Source organism: Paraburkholderia sp. NPDC080076, from assembly GCF_050281145.1.
Lineage (GTDB): Bacteria > Pseudomonadota > Gammaproteobacteria > Burkholderiales > Burkholderiaceae > Paraburkholderia.
In genome coordinates, this window is record NZ_JBNNWQ010000003.1 from 1,042,159 (window position 1) to 1,060,439 (window position 18,281).

Annotated in this window: 12 protein-coding genes and 1 pseudogene; 7 read left to right on the forward strand and 6 right to left on the reverse strand. The window is 61.1% G+C overall.

From position 1 onward, the window contains the following. Nucleotides 1–2: 2 nt before the first annotated feature. The 3 genes from benB to catA all read right to left on the reverse strand — a co-directional run bounded on the left by benB (nt 3) and on the right by catA (nt 2,894). Nucleotides 3–491: a benzoate 1,2-dioxygenase small subunit gene (benB, locus tag ACQKRQ_RS16985; RefSeq protein WP_427478293.1), complete on the reverse strand. Its 489-nt coding sequence runs from the start codon at nt 489–491 to the stop codon at nt 3–5. Next, complete coding sequence (locus ACQKRQ_RS16990) at nt 488–1,846, reverse strand: Rieske 2Fe-2S domain-containing protein (protein WP_427478295.1); 1,359 nt, start codon at nt 1,844–1,846, stop codon at nt 488–490. The genes benB and ACQKRQ_RS16990 overlap by 4 nt, the downstream gene beginning before the upstream one ends. Before the next feature lie 112 nt (nt 1,847–1,958). After that, the gene (catA, locus tag ACQKRQ_RS16995) at nt 1,959–2,894 is read right to left on the reverse strand and encodes a catechol 1,2-dioxygenase (protein WP_408280338.1); all 936 of its coding nucleotides are present in this window, start codon (nt 2,892–2,894) and stop codon (nt 1,959–1,961) included. A gap of 174 nt (nt 2,895–3,068) precedes the next feature. Between catA and ACQKRQ_RS17000 the strand changes: the two genes are divergently transcribed. From ACQKRQ_RS17000 to catC, 3 genes are all read left to right on the forward strand, one after another. Next, complete coding sequence (locus tag ACQKRQ_RS17000) at nt 3,069–3,992, forward strand: LysR family transcriptional regulator (protein ID WP_427478297.1); 924 nt, start codon at nt 3,069–3,071, stop codon at nt 3,990–3,992. Nucleotides 3,993–4,097: 105 nt separating this feature from the next. Next, complete coding sequence (locus ACQKRQ_RS17005; protein ID WP_427478371.1) at nt 4,098–5,225, forward strand: muconate/chloromuconate family cycloisomerase; 1,128 nt, start codon at nt 4,098–4,100, stop codon at nt 5,223–5,225. A gap of 93 nt (nt 5,226–5,318) precedes the next feature. Further along, nucleotides 5,319–5,597 carry a muconolactone Delta-isomerase gene (gene catC / locus ACQKRQ_RS17010; protein ID WP_408179265.1) on the forward strand — a complete coding sequence of 93 codons (279 nt, stop codon included), beginning with the start codon at nt 5,319–5,321 and terminating at the stop codon, nt 5,595–5,597. A gap of 29 nt (nt 5,598–5,626) precedes the next feature. Here the strand turns inward: catC and gcvA are convergent, their stop codons facing one another. Further along, nucleotides 5,627–6,541, reverse strand: a complete 915-nt coding sequence (gene gcvA, locus ACQKRQ_RS17015; RefSeq protein ID WP_427478299.1) for a transcriptional regulator GcvA — start codon at nt 6,539–6,541, stop codon at nt 5,627–5,629. Between the two features lie 238 nt (nt 6,542–6,779). Next, the gene (locus ACQKRQ_RS17020) at nt 6,780–7,526 is read right to left on the reverse strand and encodes an SDR family oxidoreductase (RefSeq protein WP_408314990.1); all 747 of its coding nucleotides are present in this window, start codon (nt 7,524–7,526) and stop codon (nt 6,780–6,782) included. 722 nt (nt 7,527–8,248) lie between these two features. On the opposite strand from ACQKRQ_RS17020, the gene ACQKRQ_RS17025 reads away from it, so the two are divergent. The 4 genes from ACQKRQ_RS17025 to ACQKRQ_RS17040 all read left to right on the forward strand — a co-directional run bounded on the left by ACQKRQ_RS17025 (nt 8,249) and on the right by ACQKRQ_RS17040 (nt 17,315). Beyond that, nucleotides 8,249–9,085, forward strand: coding sequence for an IclR family transcriptional regulator (locus tag ACQKRQ_RS17025; protein ID WP_132375022.1), 837 nt, complete (start codon nt 8,249–8,251; stop codon nt 9,083–9,085). A 364-nt stretch (nt 9,086–9,449) separates the two neighbouring features. Next, nucleotides 9,450–10,850, forward strand: coding sequence for an MdtA/MuxA family multidrug efflux RND transporter periplasmic adaptor subunit (locus ACQKRQ_RS17030; RefSeq protein WP_427478301.1), 1,401 nt, complete (start codon nt 9,450–9,452; stop codon nt 10,848–10,850). Nucleotides 10,851–10,868: 18 nt separating this feature from the next. Then, nucleotides 10,869–13,991 carry an MdtB/MuxB family multidrug efflux RND transporter permease subunit gene (locus ACQKRQ_RS17035; protein ID WP_132375024.1) on the forward strand — a complete coding sequence of 1,041 codons (3,123 nt, stop codon included), beginning with the start codon at nt 10,869–10,871 and terminating at the stop codon, nt 13,989–13,991. Between the two features lie 3 nt (nt 13,992–13,994). Then, the gene (locus tag ACQKRQ_RS17040) at nt 13,995–17,315 is read left to right on the forward strand and encodes an efflux RND transporter permease subunit (RefSeq protein ID WP_427478304.1); all 3,321 of its coding nucleotides are present in this window, start codon (nt 13,995–13,997) and stop codon (nt 17,313–17,315) included. A 103-nt stretch (nt 17,316–17,418) separates the two neighbouring features. Here the strand turns inward: ACQKRQ_RS17040 and ACQKRQ_RS17045 are convergent. After that, a pseudogene (locus ACQKRQ_RS17045) lies at nt 17,419–17,819 on the reverse strand (IS30 family transposase); the annotation flags it as partial. Nucleotides 17,820–18,281: the final 462 nt, after the last annotated feature.

Genomic DNA, 18,281 nt, shown 5'->3' on the forward strand with positions numbered 1-18,281 from the left:
GCTCAAACGTGATAGACGTCGAGCACCTGGCGGATGTAGTCGTCCTTCAACACGATGCGCTTATAGCAAATCAACAGTTCATCGTTGACTTTGCGCAGAGTGACGAACATCGTGCCGAAAAACTGGTCGGTGGTTTTGTAACGGTGACTGAGCGTGTTGAAGTTGTAGCGCACGTCCACTTCGTTCTCGCGCTCGGCCACCACTTCCACATTGGTGACGTTGTGACTGGTTCGCGGCTCAGGCATCGAGGCACTACTGCGTTCGGTCTTGATGCGGAACACACGGTCTTCGAGGCCGCCACGGTCCGGGTAGTACATCAGCGAGATCTGACTCTCGTGGTCGTCGGTGAGCCGGTCGTCGTCGTCCCACGCCGGCATCCAGTAAGTGACGTCCTCGGTATAGCAGGCAAGCCACTCGTCCCATGTTCGGTCGTCGAGCAGGCGCGCTTCGCGGAACAGCGCGGCGCAAATTTTCTGGTAATCGAAGCTCATGCCAGGGCCTCCCCTTGTTCCTTTTTGAGTGCGTCGCGCATCTGGTGCACCCAGTATTCGTGTTGACACACAAACAGGCCTTCGTCTTCGCTGCGCTCGCCTGAGATGCGCGGCTTCAGGCCCATACTTTTCGCATTTGCGTCGGGACCTTCGACCCACAACGGCGCTCCGCGCGAAAGGTCGTTCCACAACGCAGTGGTGCCGGCATAGCCAGCCTGGCAAGCGCGAAACTCTTCGAGGTCATCCGCGGTGCCCATACCCGAGACGTTAAAGAAGTCTTCGTACTGGCGGATGCGGGTAGCCCGGTCGGCGGCGCTCTCGCCCTTCGGAGCGAAACAGAAAATGCTGACTTCGGTCTTGTCCACGCTGATTGGACGTACCACGCGAATCTGCGTGCTGAACTGGTCCATCAGGAACACGTTCGGGTACAGACAAAGATTGCGGGTCTGGTTGACGATGAAGTCCGCCTTCACCTCGCCAACGCGTGCCTTGATTTCGTCGCGGTATTGATAGACCGGTCGCACTTCCGGGTTCATCGTCTTGGTCCACAGCAGGATGTGGCCGTGGTCGAAGCCGTACACGCCGGCCACCGACTTGCTCCAGCTGTTCGCATCCACGGCCTTGGTGCCCTCGACCTTGCGCCGGTCCATCGTCGCGGCGTAGTTCCAGTGGACGGTGCTGACGTGGTAGCCGTCGCAGCCGTTCTCCATCTGCATCTTCCAGTTACCGTCGTAGATGTACGATGAATTGCCGCGCAACACTTCCAGCCCGTCCGGGGCCTGGTCGACGATCTGGTCGATGATGACCTTGGTCTCGCCGAGGTAGTCCTCCAGTGCAATCGCGTCCGCGTTGAGGCTGCCGAACAGGAAGCCGCGATAGCTCTGAAAGCGTGCGACCTTCTTCAGGTCATGCGAGCCGTTGGTATTGAATTGCACCGGGTATTCGGTGGTCTTCACATCTTTTACTTTCAGCAGCTTGCCGGTGTTGGCGAAGCTCCAGCCGTGGAAAGGACACGTGAAAGTGCCTTTGTTGCCGTGTTTTTTACGGCACAGCATCGCGCCCTTGTGCGCGCAGGCATTGATGACCGCATGCAGTTCACCGCTTTTGTCGCGAGTGATCACGATAGGCTGGCGGCCAATCCAGGTGGTGTAGTAGTCGTTGTTGTCGGGAATCTGGCTTTCATGCGCGAGGTAGACCCAGTTGCTCTCGAAAATGTGCTTCATTTCGAGCTCGAACAGATCCGCGTTCGTGAAGATGTCGCGGCGGCAACGGAATACACCGTTTTGCTTGTCGTCCTGAACGGCCGTGTGCAGCAGTTCATCAAGTTGCGAGGCTTTGTCGATAATTGCGGACATGAGTGCTCTCCTACGCGTGCTCCAGGTTATGGGGCACGCGCATCGGTGTCGAAAGATTCTTGCGAAGGATTGAGCGGCAGCAGGGGTACGACGCAGCGGCCGCGTTTAGCGGTCAGGCGGTAGCAGATGCACGCAGGCGATGGACGACCTGGTTATCCTTGCCCTGAATCAGCGGAGTCAACTCGATGTCGAACTCGATTTCCTTATACGCGTCGGCCTTCATTCCCAGCGCAGTGCCGCCGGTCTTTTCGACCACACGAGGAATCAGATCCTCGCGGGTGGCATAGGCAAAGTCGTCCCAAATCAACGGGTCGCCCTCGATGTTGATTTGCGTCGTCAGCTTGCGGTACTTGTCGGTGGTGACGAAGAAGTGCACGTGTGCCGGACGGTTGCCATGGCGGGCAAGCACATTCAACAACTGTTGAGTCGCACCATGCGGCGGACAGCCATAGCCGACCGGCATGAGCGTACGGAACTCGTACTTGCCATCGACATCGGTGCTGACCGCGCCCCGAAGATTGAACTCGCTCTGCGCGCCAGTCGGGTCGAAGTGCGAATAGAAGCCTTTCGAGTTGGCGTGCCAGCATTCGACCAGCGCCCCTGCAACCGGCTTGCCATCTGGACCGGTTACCGTGCCGCGGATGACCAACGGGCCGGCATCCTCGTCTGGGTTGATATCGATCTTCGAAACGCCATCGCGCACGGGCACGCCAGCGACATAGAGCGGACCTTCGATGGTGCGCGGCGTGCCGCCGGTGATTTCAGCCGCCTTGTCTTCGGCATCCATGCGAATGTCGAGGTATTTCTCCAGACCGAGACCAGCAGCAAGCAGCGCAGCTTCGCCGTCCTGGCCGAGCTTGTTGAAGTAGTGGACGCCAGCCCAGATTTCATCGGGCGTCATGTCGAGGTCGTCGATCGCCTTGAACAGGTCGCCCAAAAGGCGATTGACGATCTGCTTTGCGCGAGCATTGCCGTCCTGGCTACCCACGTTAGCCGCAGCCTTCAGCAGGTCTTGCACTTCCTTCGTATCGAACACTTTGACGCTCATGTCTGCTCCTGAATCTCTATTTTCTGATGGGGTAAACCCTTGGTTTAGCGCCCGTTCGAATATGCCTGAGAGGTATAATGGGTGCTGAAACAGAGTGTGAATGCAGAATAATGGACGTCAGAACGCCTCGTCCAACACTGATTTAGTATCGGTCTATATCCACGAGGTATTGAAATGGAACTGCGGCATCTTCGCTATTTCGTCGCCGTAGCCGAGGAGCGCAATTTCACGCGCGCGGCTCAGCGGCTGAACATGGCTCAGCCGCCTTTGAGCCGTCAGATACAGCAGCTCGAAGAGATTCTTGAGGTGCAGCTATTCCAGCGCGACTCGCGCCCGTTGAAGCTCACCGAGACGGGCAAGTTCTTCTACGCTCATGCCGTCCAGTTGCTGGCTCAAACGTCGGAACTCGAATCCATGACGCGGCGCGTGGGCAACATCGAGCGCAGCCTCTCTGTCGGTTTCGTGGGCTCGACGTTGTACGGCATGCTGCCCAAAATCATCCGGCGCTTCCGCGATGAGAACACGACAGTCGAACTCAGCCTCCACGAGATGTCGACGATGGACCAGATTCGAGCGCTGAAGGACGGTCAGATCGATGTCGGGTTCGGTCGCATCCGGCATGAGGACGCGAACATCCGTCGGGTGATTCTTCGCGAGGAGAAGATGATCGTTGCATTCCCGGAGGGCCATCCGCTCTCGCTGGCCAAGCCCGTCCTCGCTCTCAGCGACCTGGTCAACGAGACCTTGATTATTTTTCCTAAGTCGCCACGCCCCAGTTATGCAGACCAGGTGCTGTCGGCGTTCGAAGATCGCGGCCTCAAGCCTCGCCGGATATATGAAGTACGGGAGTTGCAGATCGCGCTGGGCCTCGTAGCAGCGGGAGAAGGAATTTCTGTCGTTCCGAGTAGTGTGTACGGCCTGAAGCGAGACGATGTGAGTTACAAGGAGCTGGACGACCCTACTCTGGTTTCGCCAATCATCATGAGCATGCGTGCGCTCGACGAGTCGCGCGACATTCGGGAAATGCTCGAACTCATCTATCGGCTGTACGAGGAGGAAAAAATACCCCATGCACCTCCCAACGATTTTGGGCGGTGATATTCGCTATACCCATGAGGTATGGGGCTAGACGTCGACGGTGTTGGACAGGGGCTTATTGGGCACGCAATACTTCATCAACCCCTTAACTCCAACATGCCAGGTATGAACGCCCAAATCACCTCCGTCGAAGCGATTCTGGTTGACCTCCCAACCATTCGCGCGCATCAGCTAGCCATGGCGACGATGCAGCAGCAAACCTTAGTGATCGTCCGTCTGCGCTCGAGCGATGGCATCGAAGGCATTGGCGAAGCGACTACGATTGGCGGTCTGTCGTACGGCGACGAAAGCCCCGAAGGCATCAAGCTGACCATCGACACTTATCTTGCACCTGCGATCGTTGGGCAGGACGCAACCAACATCAACGACGCAATGCTCAAGCTGAGCAAGGTTGCTCGCGGGAACCGGTTTGCCAAGTGCGCAATCGAGACGGCTTTGCTGGACGCTCAGGGCAAGCGCCTGGGCGTTCCGGTTTCGACGCTTCTTGGCGGCGCTGTGCGCAAGACGCTTCCGGTCCTGTGGACGCTCGCAAGTGGCGACACCCAACGCGACATCGATGAAGCGGAAACGCTGCTCGCCGAACGTCGCCACAATACTTTCAAGCTGAAGATTGGCCGGCGTAGCGTTCGCGATGACGTAACGCACGTATCGAAAATCAAAGCCGCGCTCGGCGACCGCGCCAAAGTCACCGTCGACGTGAATCAGGCCTGGAACGAGGCTGACGCCGCATTGGGAATCGAAGCGCTTGAAGCTGCTGGCATTGACCTCATCGAGCAACCCACTCCGCGAGAGCAGCGCGGAGCACTCGCCAGACTTGCATCGCGTTTCATCGTACCCATCATGGCCGACGAAGCGGTGACAGGCCCGGAAGATGCCCTCGAACTTGTGCGCGGCGCATGTGCGGACGTCTTTGCGCTGAAGATCGCGAAGTCCGGCGGAATCTACGGAATGATGCGTACGGCCGCCATTGCGGATGCAGCCGGCGTGTCCCTCTATGGCGGCACGATGCTTGAAGGCAGCATCGGGTCGATTGCATCGGCACACGGATTCGCCGCGCTCCCGCAACTTGCCTGGGGTACGGAGTTGTTCGGACCACTTCTGTTGAAAGACGACATCGTCACTGCTCGCCCCCAATATCAGGACTTCGACCTTCACCTGCCGGAAGGGCCGGGCCTGGGCCTGCATATCGATGAGGACAAGCTCGCTTTCTATCGTCGCGACAAAAATAGCTGAGCGCACAGTCAATCCGGCACCGGGCATATCGACCCACTCCAACTATTGTGCTGGCGAACCTGAGAGACCCCTACTTTTTCGAATGAGAAACACATGCTATATCTCGTAAGAATGGATGTACACCTGCCACACGACATGCCGGTGGCTCAGGCTGACGAAATCAAGGCGCGAGAAAAGGCGTACTCACAAGAGCTTCAGCGCCAAGGCAAGTGGCAGCAACTACATCGCGTTGTGGGCGAGTATGCGAACTACAGCGTCTTCGACGTCGACTCGCACGACGAACTGCACACCATCCTGTCAGGTCTGCCGCTGTTTCCGTATATGACGATGAAGGTGGAAGCGCTCGCGCGCCACCCGTCGTCCATCCGCTGAAGCCTGGGACAGGCGTTCGCGTGTGAGCCCTAGCGGGCGCCTGCCTCTGAAATCAGCCATTCTTTGAAAGCGACTACTGGCGCAGAGTTCTCGCCTTCTTTTTTGTGGACGAGGTAGTACGCTAGTTCGCAGCTTTGTGATTCCTGGAATGGACGCACAAGCCGCCCCTCTTCGAGGTCATGTTCGACCAGCGTGGTCCTGCCGAGCGCAATACCGTTCCCTGAAATGGCTGTTTGGAGTGCTGCCGCGGAGTCGTCAATCTGGATGCCGCGATTGCAATCGACTTCGTTGCGACAGCCGGCTTTTTGCAGCCAGGAGCGCCATGTCGGGAAGACACCGGATGTTTGCATCGACACATCGTGAATGAGCAGATGATGCTCCAGGTCGGCAGGCGTCCTGAGCGGATGTTCGCCCATTAGAAGCGCGGGACTGCATACCGGGAAGAACTCGTCTCGCATGAGAAAGGTCGATACCAGGCCTGGCCAGACGCCCGAGCCATAGCGAATGCCGACATCGATTCTGTCAGCGGTGAAGTCGAGAAGCCGGTTGCTGGTGTCTATGCGAAGGTCGTAATACGGATGCCTCTGTTGAAACCGCTCGACGCGTCTCAACAACCACTTGTCAGCGAATGCGCCGGGTATCGTCACGGTGAAAGCGATGCGCGATTTGCTCGCTTTCAATTGCTCAACGGCTTCGGACAACAGGTCAAATCCCGCCTGCAATGCAGGTAGGACTGACCGTGCAGCGTCGGTCAGGGTCAGCCGGGTTGGCCCCGACGTCGCGCGATGAAACAGCTCGACGTCGAGGGTATCTTCGAGCCCGCGTATCAGATGGCCAACGGCCGCAGGCGTAACGTTGAGCTCCTCGGCGGCCGACGGATAGCTCAGATGACGCGATACCGCTTCAAAGGCACGGAGTGCATTCAGGTTGTTCGGTGCACGCATGTTGCTTGATGGGCCCAAGTCTGGTTGGCCCATCTTCCCAGCGCTGCAATTTATCGTCAACACTGCGGCGGCTTGGACTAAAGCCGCGCGATATCACCGCTCGAACGTGGGCGTATCAACATGCGCTCCTGAACGCAAACAGTCCAAGCTTCGTCGTTTCTGGAAGTGTGCGTTAGCGCCAGTTCGTAACCACCGTTTTCAGCTTCGAGGGCTCGCACGGTCTGGCGCTTTGATGACGTCAGAATTGCGTTAAGCCTCCATCGACCACGATTTCTGCGCCCGTCGTGAAGGACGAATCGTCGCTCGCGAGGAACAATGCCGTCCTGGCGATTTCGACGGCTTCGCCGAATCGTTGCAGCGGTACCCGAGCCTGAATGGCAGTCGCCGTTTCCGTCAATTGCGCGTCGGTCAACCCGAGTTTGGTGTGGAACGCAGTCGCAATCGGGCCCGGGCTAACAGCGTTCACCCGAATGCCGCGCGGCGCGAGTTCAGCGCCGAGGGAGCGCACGAGGGAGCGAATCGCTGCCTTTGTCGCTGACAGAATCGACAGCCCCGGTGTGCCGACAGCATTGAGGAACGACGTTGTCACCACGATGCTGCCTCCTTTCGGAATGAGAGGCGCGGCCTTCTGAATCGTGAAAAAGAGCCCACTGACATTCAGGGAAAACTGCTCGTCAATCTGTTCCGGCGTGACGGATTCCAGCGGCGCGGCCGTGCCAGCACCGGCGTTCGCGAAGACGACATCGATGCGACCGTATCTGGCACGCACCTCTTCGACCGCACGCTCGATTTCAGCGGGCTTGCGCAGGTCGACCGAGAGCACGAGCGCATTGTCGCCCAAAGCCTTTCCTGCAGCTTCAAGGCGTCCCGGATTGGTGCCCGTGACAATGACTTTCGCGCCTTCAGCCTGGAAAAGCTTCGCGGTTTCCAGGCCAATGCCCGAGGTGCCACCGGTGATAAAAGCAACCTTGTTTTGCAGCTTCATGTCGTTCTCCTTCGAGGGTTAGGTGACGAGAACCGTTGTGCGTCCTCGATGGATGCAATATGGCTTTTGGAACGACGTCGGACAAATGAGAAGAACTCGCGCAGTGGAGTAGAAAAACTAGCGTGGGGCCAGGAAAATCGTTGCCAGGCCTGGATTGCGACAGCTTGATGCACAGTTGACCGTGCTCGTGGCGGCGTCTGTGGAGAGCCAGGACTGAGGGAAAGTCGCGGGCGGAAATCCCGGCATTTCCGTATGGAGCAAACTTTGTTGTGCTTGATTAGCCGAAAAAAAAAGGCGTCACGTTGCCGTGACGCCTTAAAAAGTTCTAGCCATTCCGAGGGCCGTGCTAGAACCTGAGAGACGGTATTCGAAAGTTTGGCCTGCGATGCGGCGCCTGTACGGTGCGCGACATGGACTGTTACGGTGGACTATGAGAAGACACTCGACACAGACATTGTGCGGGCCACGGCAGGTTCGAAAACTTCAAAATGCAGAACCTGAAACCGTCTTTCGAAATGAGATTCCATTTTTTATGGTTATGCTGACTAAGTCAAGCAAAATCTAAAGAGGCTCCATTCGTTGCGGCAAAATATTCCGATACAATGAATGTTCTGATGAAAAATGACTTTGATGCCCCATTTTGGGGCCGCCGCTGGCGCTCTGAGAGACGGTGCCAGCAAGGCTGCGAAGAAAAATATTGAAATAAAGTTCCAGAAAAACACATGAACCGACCCACGCCCTCCCGAACCGCCGCAGACCCGGCCAAAGACAAAGACGGCTCCGGCGACGAAGTGACCGCCCTCGCGCGCGGCCTGACCGTGCTGCGCTCAATCGCCGCCGCCGACGCGCCGCTCAGCAACCGCGAACTGACCGAGCTCACCGGCATTCCCAAGCCCACCGTGTCGCGGATCACCGCCACGCTGGTCAGCGCGGGTTTCCTGTTCCGCCTGCCCGACAGCGAGCGTTTCGTGCTGACCTCGTCGGTGTTGGAGCTGAGCAACGGCTTTCTGCGCAACTTCGACATCCGCGCTCGCGCGCGGCCGTTCCTGATCGAACTCGCCGAACGCACGGCGCTGTCCGTGCATCTGGCCGTGCGCGACCGGCTCGATATGGTGGTGATCGACGCGATCCGGCCGCGTTCGGCGGTGCTGGTGTCGCGTCTCGAGATCGGCTCGCGCATGAATCTGAGCCGCACCGCCATCGGCCGCGCCTATCTGGCCGCGCTCGAAGCGCCGGAGCGGGAAAAATTGCTGATCGGCTTGCAAGCGGCTGAAGGCGACGACTGGGGCCACGTCAGCAGCCGGCTCGAGAGCGCATTACAGGAAACCATCGAGCGCGGCTTCGCGATTGCCACGGGCGAATGGTACGACGGCCTCAACGCGATCGCGCTGGGTTTCACAGGACCGTCGGGCGAACGCTATGCGGTCAATTGCGGCGGCTCCGCCGACCAATGCCCGCGCGACTGGCTGATCTCGCGCGCGGCGCCGGCGCTGCTCGAGTGCGTCGCCAAAATCGTGCTGGAAATCGGCGGCACCCCGGGGCGCCGCCTGGATACCTGACCCGGCGGCGGTTTCGCCGGTCGGCGGCCAAGGTTATTGCAAGGCATCCTGTAACCTTCGTAATCAAAAGAAAAATACGCGGGTGGACTGTTACAGAGCCCGCGACGTAGGATCATGCCTTCCTGTCGCGGGACGCACGCCCGGCCTGCCGTTTTCCCCTTTGATAACGTTCCGGCCGCCTGTTTCGATGCCGCATTGCGTTAACATCTCTGTCCCGCGCCTCGGGTAGCATCGCGCTGAACGAGCGCGGGGCACCCGTTGTCGAAACCGCCTGTCATGCCATTCGCGTGCCGGTCCGCCGAACTGTCGAAACGGCACGAACGCGCGAGCGGCTCACATCCAAGCCAGTCACCTGACCGAACCGATGGACGAACAACAAAAGTATTCGGAAACCACACGCCCTGTTCCTCCGGCTTCCCAACCGTCCTCCAGCGGCGGCCCCGCCGGCACACCGAACCAGCCGCCAGGCATGGTGAAGCGGCACCGCGGCCGCAATATCGCGTTGATCATCGCGGCGCTGGTCATCCTCGGGGTGGTGCTGTGGCGCTGGCATCCGTGGGGCGGTCCCGGCGGCGGCGCGAGCGGCGCGGCCGGCGCCAGCGACGCGAGCGGCGCGCGGGCCGGGCGCGCGGGCCGCGGCGGTGCCATGGCCAATATCTCGCAGCCGGTTCACGTGGCGGCCGCGACGCAGGGCGAAATGCCGGTGGTGATCACCGCGCTCGGCACGGTCACGCCGCTCGCCAACGTCACCGTGCTGCCGCAGTTGAGCGGCGTGTTGCAGGACGTGTATTTCAAGGAGGGCCAGATGGTCAAGAAGGGCGACGTGCTGGCCCAGATCGACCCGCGTCCCTATCAGATCTCGCTCGACAACGCGCAAGGCACGCTCGCGCGCGACGAGGCCCTGCTGCAAACCGCCCGCCTCGACCTGAAGCGCTATCAGACGCTGCTCTCGCAGGACTCCATCGCCAGCCAGCAGGTGGATACGCAAGCCTCGCTGGTGCGGCAATACGAAGGCACGGTGAAGTCCGACAAGGCCAATATCGACACCTTCAAGCTCGACCTCGTGTATGCGCGCATCACCGCGCCGGTGTCGGGACGCGTCGGTCTGCGCCAGGTCGATCCGGGCAACTACGTGACACCGAGCTTGACCAACGGGCTCGTCGTGATTACGCAACTGCAGCCGATCAGCGTGATCTTCACCACCTCCGAAGACAATCTGCAGCAGATCATCCAGCAGACCCAGTCGGGCGCCAAGCTCTCGGTCACCGCGTATGACCGCAGCAACACCACGTCGCTCGAAGGCGGCATGCTCGAAACACTGGATAACCAGATCGACACCACCACCGGCACGGTCAAGCTGCGCGCGATCTTCCAGAACAGCAAGAGTCTGCTGTTCCCGAATCAGTTCGTGAACACGCGCCTGCTGGTCGATACGATCAAGGACGCCGTGATCGTGCCGACACCGGCCGTGCTCAACGGCTCGATGGGCCCGTTCGTGTACGTCGTGAAGGCGGACAACACCGTGACCGTGCGGCCGGTCAAGGTCGGCCCCGTGGATGGCGAGCGCACCAGCATCCAGTCCGGCCTGACCGTGGGCGAGCGCGTCGTGATCGACGGTTCGGACCGGCTCAAGGAAGGCGCGAAAATCACGATTCCGGCCGACAAACCGCGCGGCGCCTCGGGTGCTCGCGGTGCGGCCGCCGCGTCGGGCGCCTCCGGCGCTCACGCGCATCATGGCAAACACGCGGCGCAAGCCTCGCAATAAAGGCACGGCACTTACCGCATGAATCCATCCCGCGCCTTTATTCTGCGTCCCGTCGGCACCGCGCTGCTGATGGCGGCGATCATGCTGGTCGGTCTCGTCGCGCTGCGCTTTTTGCCGCTCTCGGCGCTGCCCGAAGTCGACTATCCGACCATCCAGGTGCAGACCTTCTATCCGGGCGCGAGCCCGGACGTGATGACGTCGTCGGTCACCGCGCCGCTCGAGCGCCAGTTCGGGCAGATGCCGTCGCTCAATCAGATGTCGTCGCAAAGCTCGGCCGGCTCGTCGATCATCACGCTGCAGTTCAGCCTCGACCTGCCGCTCGATATCGCCGAGCAGGAAGTCCAGGCCGCCATCAACGCGGCCGGCAACCTGCTGCCGTCGGACCTGCCCGCGCCGCCGATCTACGCCAAGGTCAATCCGGCCGACGCGCCGATCATCACGCTCGCGATCACCTCGAAGACGCTGCCGCTCACGCAGGTGCAGGATCTGGCCGACACGCGTCTCGCGCAGAAAATCTCGCAGGTGGCGGGCGTGGGTCTGGTGAGCCTGTCGGGCGGCCAGCGTCCGGCCGTGCGGATTCAGGCGAACCCGCGCGCGCTCGCCGCGTACGGCCTGAATCTGGACGACTTGCGCACCACCATCTCGAACCTGAACGTCAACACGCCGAAGGGCAACTTCGACGGTCCCACGCGCAACTACACGATCAACGCGAACGACCAGTTGACCGACGCCGACGCCTACAAGAGCGCGGTGGTCGCGTACAAGAATGGCCGCGCGGTGATGTTGACCGACGTCGCCACCATCGTGCAGGGTGCGGAGAACACCAAGCTCGGCGCGTGGGTCGACGGCACGCCCGCGATCATTCTGAACGTGCAGCGCCAGCCGGGCGCGAACGTGATCCAGGTGGTGGACAGCATCAAGAAGCTGCTGCCGCAATTGCAGCAGGCGCTGCCCGCCGCGCTCGAGGTGCAGATCGTCACCGACCGCACCACCACGATCCGCGCTTCCGTGCGCGACGTGCAGTTCGAACTGGCCATGTCGGTCGTGCTGGTGGTGCTGGTCATGTACCTGTTCCTCGCCAACGTCTACGCGACCATCATTCCGAGTCTGTCGGTGCCGCTGTCGCTGATCGGCACGCTCGCCGTGATGTACCTGTGCGGCTTTTCGCTCGACAACTTATCGTTGATGGCGCTGACCATCGCGACCGGCTTCGTGGTGGACGACGCGATCGTGATGATCGAGAACATCGCGCGTTACGTGGAGGAAGGCGAAGCGCCGCTCGAAGCCGCGTTGAAAGGCTCGAAACAGATCGGCTTCACGATCATTTCGCTGACGGTGTCGCTGATCGCCGTGCTGATTCCGCTGCTCTTCATGGGCGACGTGGTCGGCCGCCTGTTCCACGAATTCGCCATTACGCTTGCCGTGACGATCGTGATTTCGGCGGTCGTGTCGCTCACGCTCGTGCCGATGATGTGCGCCAAACTGCTGCGCCACACGCCACCGCACGAGAGCCATCGTTTCGAAGCCAAGGCGCACCGCGCGATCGACTGGGTGATCGCGCGTTACGCGGTCGCGCTCACGTGGGTGCTGAACCGGCAACGCTCCACGCTGGTCGTTGCGGTGCTCACGCTGGTGTTGACCGGCGTGCTGTACGTGTTCATTCCGAAGGGCTTCTTTCCGGTGCAGGACACCGGCGTGATCCAGGCGATCACGCAGGCGCCGCAGTCCGTGTCGTATGCATCGATGGCCGAGCGCCAGCAGGAACTCGCCGCGCAGATCCTGAAGAACCCGGACGTGGAGAGCCTGACCTCGTTCATCGGCGTGGACGGCAGCAATATCACGCTGAACAGCGGCCGCATGCTGATCAACCTGAAGCCGCGCGACGACCGCAGCAACACCGCGAGCGAAGTGATCCGCCAGTTGCAGCGGGACGTGGCGCACATTGCCGGCGCGTCGCTGTACATGCAGCCGGTGCAGGATCTGACGATCGACTCGACCGTGAGCCCGACGCAGTATCAGTTCATGCTGACCGATCCGAACATCAGCGAATTCACCACGTGGGTGCCGAAGCTGATCGACCGATTGAGGCAGTCGCCCGAACTCGCCGACGTCGCCACCGATCTGCAGGACAACGGCCAGTCGGTCTACATCGAAATCGACCGCGCCACCGCGTCGCGTTACGGCATCACGCCGGCCACCGTGGATAGCGCGCTGTACGACGCGTTCGGCCAGCGCATCATCTCGACCATCTTCACGCAATCGAACCAGTACCGCGTGATCCTGGAAGCGCAGCCGGAGATGCAGCACTACACCGAGTCGCTGAAGTCGATCTATCTGCCCTCTTCCACGTCCACGGGCGGCCAGGTGCCGCTGTCGTCGATCGCGCGCTTCATCGAGAAGCCCGCGCCGCTGCTGGTCACGCACCTGAGCCAGTTCCCGGCCACCACCGTGTCGTTCAACCTCGCACCGGGCTCGTCGCTCGGCGCGGCGGTCAAGGCGATCGACCAGGCGGAGAAGGACGTCGGCTTGCCCGCGTCGTTCCAGACCCGCTATCAGGGCGCGGCGCTGGCGTTCCAGGCGTCGCTGTCGAACGAGCTGTTCCTGATTCTCGCGGCGATCGTCACGATGTACATCGTGCTGGGCGTGCTGTACGAGAGCTTCATCCACCCGATCACGATTCTCTCGACGCTGCCGTCGGCCGGTGTCGGCGCGTTGCTCGCGCTGCTGATCACCGGGCATGATCTCGACATCATCGGCATCATCGGTATCGTGCTGCTGATCGGTATCGTGAAGAAGAACGCGATCATGATGATCGACTTCGCGCTCTATGCCGAGCGCGAGGAAGGCAAGCCGCCGCGCGAAGCGATTTACCAGGCGTGTCTGCTGCGCTTCCGGCCGATTCTGATGACCACGCTCGCCGCCCTGCTCGGCGCGCTGCCGCTGATGCTCGGCACCGGCGCCGGTTCGGAATTGCGCCGTCCTCTCGGTATCGCGATTGCGGGCGGATTGATCGTCAGCCAGTTGCTGACGCTGTTCACCACGCCGGTGATCTACCTCGCGTTCGACTCGCTCGGCCGTCGCGCGCGTGAGCGCTTCAATCGGGGCAAGCCTACGCCGCCCGTCACCGATGCAGGGAACTGAGCGATGAATCTGTCGCGCCCATTTATCTCCCGCCCGGTCGCCACCACGCTGCTGGCGATCGGCATCGCGCTGGCCGGTATCTTCGCGTTCACGAAGCTGCCGGTGGCGCCGCTGCCGCAAGTCGATTTCCCGACCATTTCGGTGCAGGCCACGCTGCCGGGCGCGAGTCCGGATACCGTGGCGACCAGCGTCGCCAGTCCACTTGAACGGCATCTCGGCTCGATCGCCGACGTCACCGAAATGACCTCGTCGAGCTCGGTCGGCTCGACGCGCATCACCATGCAGTTCGGCCTGAACCGCGACATCGACGGCGCCGCGCGCGACGTGCAGGCCGCCATCAATGCGGCGCGCGCCGATTTGCCGACAAGCTTGCGCAGCAATCCGACGTACCACAAGGTCAATCCGGCCGATGCGCCGATCCTGATTCTGGCGCTCACGTCGAAAACGCTCACCGCCGGCCAGTTGTACGACTCCGCGGCCACCGTGCTGCAACAGTCCCTGTCGCAGGTGGACGGCGTCGGCGAAGTGGATGTGAGCGGCTCCGCCAACCCGGCCGTGCGTGTCGAACTCGAGCCGAATGCGCTCTCGCACTACGGCATCGGTCTCGAAGACGTGCGCGCGGCGCTCGCCGCGGCCAACGCGAACAGCCCGAAAGGCTCGATCGAATTCGGCCCGAACCGCGTGCAGATCTATACCAACGACCAGGCCAGCAAGGCGTCGCAATACAGGGACCTGGTCATTGCCTATCGCAACGGCGCGGCGGTGAAGCTCTCCGACGTGGCCGAGGTGGTCGATTCGGTCGAAGATCTGCGCAACCTCGGCCTCTTCAACGGCAAGCGTTCGGTGCTGGTGATTCTGTATCGCCAGCCGGGCGCGAACATCATCGACACCATCGACCGTGTGACGGCGATGCTGCCGCAACTGCACGCGTCGCTGCCCGCGGACGTCGACATCGCGCCGGCCGCCGACCGCTCCACCACGATCCGCGCGTCGCTGAAAGACACCGAGCGCACGCTGGTGGTCGCGGTTGCGCTGGTGGTGATGGTGGTGTTTCTGTTCCTGCGCAACTGGCGCGCCACGCTGATTCCGAGCGTGGCCGTGCCGATCTCCATCATCGGCACGTTCGGCGCGATGTACCTGCTCGGTTTCTCGATCGACAACCTCTCGCTGATGGCCCTGACCATCGCGACCGGCTTCGTGGTCGACGACGCGATCGTGGTGCTGGAGAACATCTCGAGACATATCGAGAACGGCGTGCCGCGCATGAAGGCGGCCTTTCTCGGCGCGCGCGAAGTCGGCTTTACCGTGCTGTCCATCAGCATTTCTCTGGTCGCCGTGTTCCTGCCGATTCTGCTGATGGGCGGCATTGTCGGGCGCCTGTTCCGCGAATTCGCGCTCACGCTTTCGCTCGCGATCGGCGTGTCGCTGATCGTCTCCCTCACGCTCACGCCGATGATGTGCTCGCGCCTTCTGCGCGAGCCGCACGAGCAAAAAGAAGAAGGACGTTTCGGCCGCTGGCTGGAACGCGGCTTCGCTTCGATGCAGCGCGGTTATGAGCGCACGCTCGGCTGGGCGCTGCTGCATCCGCGCCTGATCGTGACGATTCTGCTGCTGACCATCGGCCTGAACGTGTGGCTGTACATCATCGTGCCGAAGGGCTTCTTTCCGCAGCAGGACACGGGGCGGCTGATCGGCGGCATTCAGGCTGATCAGGCTACCTCGTTCCAGTCCATGAAAGGCAAGTTCGCGCAGATGATGGAGATCGTCGGCAAGAATCCGGCGGTGGAGAGCGTGGCCGGTTTCACCGGCGGGCGGCAGACCAATTCCGGCTTCATGTTCGTGACATTGAAGTCGAAGTCCGAGCGCAAGGCATCCGCCGATCAGGTCATCCAGCAACTGCGCACGCCGCTCGGCGACGTCGCCGGCGCGCGGACTTTTCTACAGGCGGTGCAAGACATTCGCGTCGGCGGCCGGCAATCGAATGCGCAGTACCAGTTCACGCTGCTGGCCGATTCGACGCCCGACCTGTACCTGTGGGGACCCAAACTCACCGAGGCGCTGCAGGCGCGCCCCGAACTCGCGGACGTGAATTCCGACCAGCAGCAAGGCGGCCTCGAAGCGATGGTGACGATCGACCGCGCCACCGCCGCGCGCCTCGGCATCAAGCCGGCGCAGATCGACAACACCTTGTACGACGCGTTCGGTCAACGCCAGGTGTCGACGATCTATAACCCGTTGAATCAGTATCACGTTGTGATGGAAGTCGCGCCGAAGTACTGGCAGAGTCCGGACATGCTGAAGCAGATTTACATCAGCACGTCGGGCGGCAGCGCGAGCGGCGCGCAGACCACCAACGCGCCGGCGGGCACGGTGACAGCGGCGACCGCCGCCGCGACGACCTCGTCCACGAGCGCAACGACAGGCGGCACGGCGGGCACGACCGCATCGAGCGCGGCGAGCATTGCCGCCGACTCCGCGCGCAACCAGGCGATCAATTCGATCGCGGCGAGCGGCAAGTCGAGCGCTTCGTCGGGCGCGGCGGTGTCGACGGCGAAGGAAACCATGGTGCCGCTGTCGGCGATCGCGAGCTTCGGACCGGGCAGTACCCCGCTCTCCGTGAATCACCAGAGCCAGTTCGTGGCCTCGACGATTTCGTTCAATCTGCCGCCGGGCGTTTCGCTGTCGACGGCGACTCAGGCGATTTACGACACGATGGCGCAGATCGGCATGCCGGGGACTATCCACGGCAGTTTCCAGGGGACCGCGCAGGCGTTCCAGCAGTCGATGTCAGATCAACCGATTTTGATTCTGGCCGCTCTGGCTGCCGTGTATATCGTGCTGGGGATGCTGTACGAGAGCTATATCCATCCGCTGACGATTCTGTCGACGCTGCCTTCGGCGGGTGTGGGCGCGTTGCTGGCGTTGCTGCTGTTCAAAACGGAGTTCAGCATCATCGCGTTGATCGGCGTGATTTTGCTGATCGGTATCGTGAAGAAGAACGCGATCATGATGGTGGACTTTGCTATTGAAGCGTCACGGCATGGTTTGTCGTCGCGGGATGCGATTCATCAGGCCTGTTTGCTGCGATTCCGGCCGATCATGATGACGACTTTTGCCGCGTTGCTGGGGGCGCTGCCGCTGGCGTTTGGGCGGGGTGAAGGGGCTGAGCTTCGGGCGCCGCTGGGGATTGCGATTGTTGGTGGGTTGATTGTCAGTCAGATGCTCACGCTTTATACGACGCCGGTTGTGTATCTTTATATGGATCGGATTCGGGTGAGGTGGGAGTCGAGGAAGGCTCGCCGTGCAGGCCCGGCTGCTACTTGAGGGTTTTTTTACGCGGCTGGTTTTTTGGGTGTGAGGGTGGCCTTTCCTTGAGATCATGGTGGTCTATTAGCGTTGCCGCCTGCGTGAGGCGGCGCCAATGGATTCAACCGGTCGATGCAACACCCAAAGTTTCCGCCAGTTTTTCGGCGGGTTCGTAAATTGCAAGGTCTGACGCGGGCCGTCGCAGAAGGCCATTCGTGTTCTCATTGCTGACTCGCTGCCGTGGGCTGTGCGGATCACAGAAATACACCTGCACGTCCGTGGCAATCGAGAAGTTCCTGTGGCTCGCCATCTCGGCCGCGGCCCATGTCACGACCGAAGTAGTTTTGCCGGCAGTCTGTTGACCTGCTTTATCAGCGCGGGCACCACGCTTGCCGTGTCCTTGCGCGCCACCTTGACCAGCATCGCATAGCGCGAGTGCCGCTCCATCAGCGTGGCAATGTAGGTGTTGTCCGAGCCCGTCAGCAGATCGTGCGGGTAGCCGGGCAATGCCGCTGGTCCTATTCGCAACACGATAAACCGAACTCGGATGGCGCTCGAGCATGCGTGCAATGGCACGCAGCGTCTCACCCTCATCCAATGCTTTCTTGAATCCGCCGCGCCAGCCGGTCAGTATGCGCCGCGTCATACATTAAATAGTTCTCCATACTCGTGCTGTCCGTCAACCAGTCACCTGATTATGCGAAGTACCTATCTACTTTTATCGCGTTGACCAATTTTGACAGTTGTCCTATATACGCCTAGCAAAATCCAATTTGATAATGAAAATTTCAAATTTGAGCGGGCTAAAGCGTATGAAGAAACGCGAAGACCTACTGGTGCAAGTCAGTCGACGGAGGGGCCATGTATAGCCCCAGCCAGTCACGTACCCTGAGCGTGTCGTGCGAGGCGTTCCCGATTGATCGCGGTGTGCCGGTCCTGTCTCCCGTGCGGCTACGGGGTACGGAGGCGCTCGGCAAGCTGTAC

What these genes read in the sequence shown, in the direction of transcription:
- benB (WP_427478293.1), bottom strand. Translation starts at nt 491, where the DNA reads ATGAGCTTCGATTACCAGAAAATTTGCGCCGCGCTGTTCCGCGAAGCG.
- ACQKRQ_RS16990 (WP_427478295.1), bottom strand. Translation starts at nt 1,846, where the DNA reads ATGTCCGCAATTATCGACAAAGCCTCGCAACTTGATGAACTGCTGCAC.
- catA (WP_408280338.1), bottom strand. Translation starts at nt 2,894, where the DNA reads ATGAGCGTCAAAGTGTTCGATACGAAGGAAGTGCAAGACCTGCTGAAG.
- ACQKRQ_RS17000 (WP_427478297.1), top strand. Translation starts at nt 3,069, where the DNA reads ATGGAACTGCGGCATCTTCGCTATTTCGTCGCCGTAGCCGAGGAGCGC.
- ACQKRQ_RS17005 (WP_427478371.1), top strand. Translation starts at nt 4,098, where the DNA reads ATGAACGCCCAAATCACCTCCGTCGAAGCGATTCTGGTTGACCTCCCA.
- catC (WP_408179265.1), top strand. Translation starts at nt 5,319, where the DNA reads ATGCTATATCTCGTAAGAATGGATGTACACCTGCCACACGACATGCCG.
- gcvA (WP_427478299.1), bottom strand. Translation starts at nt 6,541, where the DNA reads ATGCGTGCACCGAACAACCTGAATGCACTCCGTGCCTTTGAAGCGGTA.
- ACQKRQ_RS17020 (WP_408314990.1), bottom strand. Translation starts at nt 7,526, where the DNA reads ATGAAGCTGCAAAACAAGGTTGCTTTTATCACCGGTGGCACCTCGGGC.
- ACQKRQ_RS17025 (WP_132375022.1), top strand. Translation starts at nt 8,249, where the DNA reads ATGAACCGACCCACGCCCTCCCGAACCGCCGCAGACCCGGCCAAAGAC.
- ACQKRQ_RS17030 (WP_427478301.1), top strand. Translation starts at nt 9,450, where the DNA reads ATGGACGAACAACAAAAGTATTCGGAAACCACACGCCCTGTTCCTCCG.
- ACQKRQ_RS17035 (WP_132375024.1), top strand. Translation starts at nt 10,869, where the DNA reads ATGAATCCATCCCGCGCCTTTATTCTGCGTCCCGTCGGCACCGCGCTG.
- ACQKRQ_RS17040 (WP_427478304.1), top strand. Translation starts at nt 13,995, where the DNA reads ATGAATCTGTCGCGCCCATTTATCTCCCGCCCGGTCGCCACCACGCTG.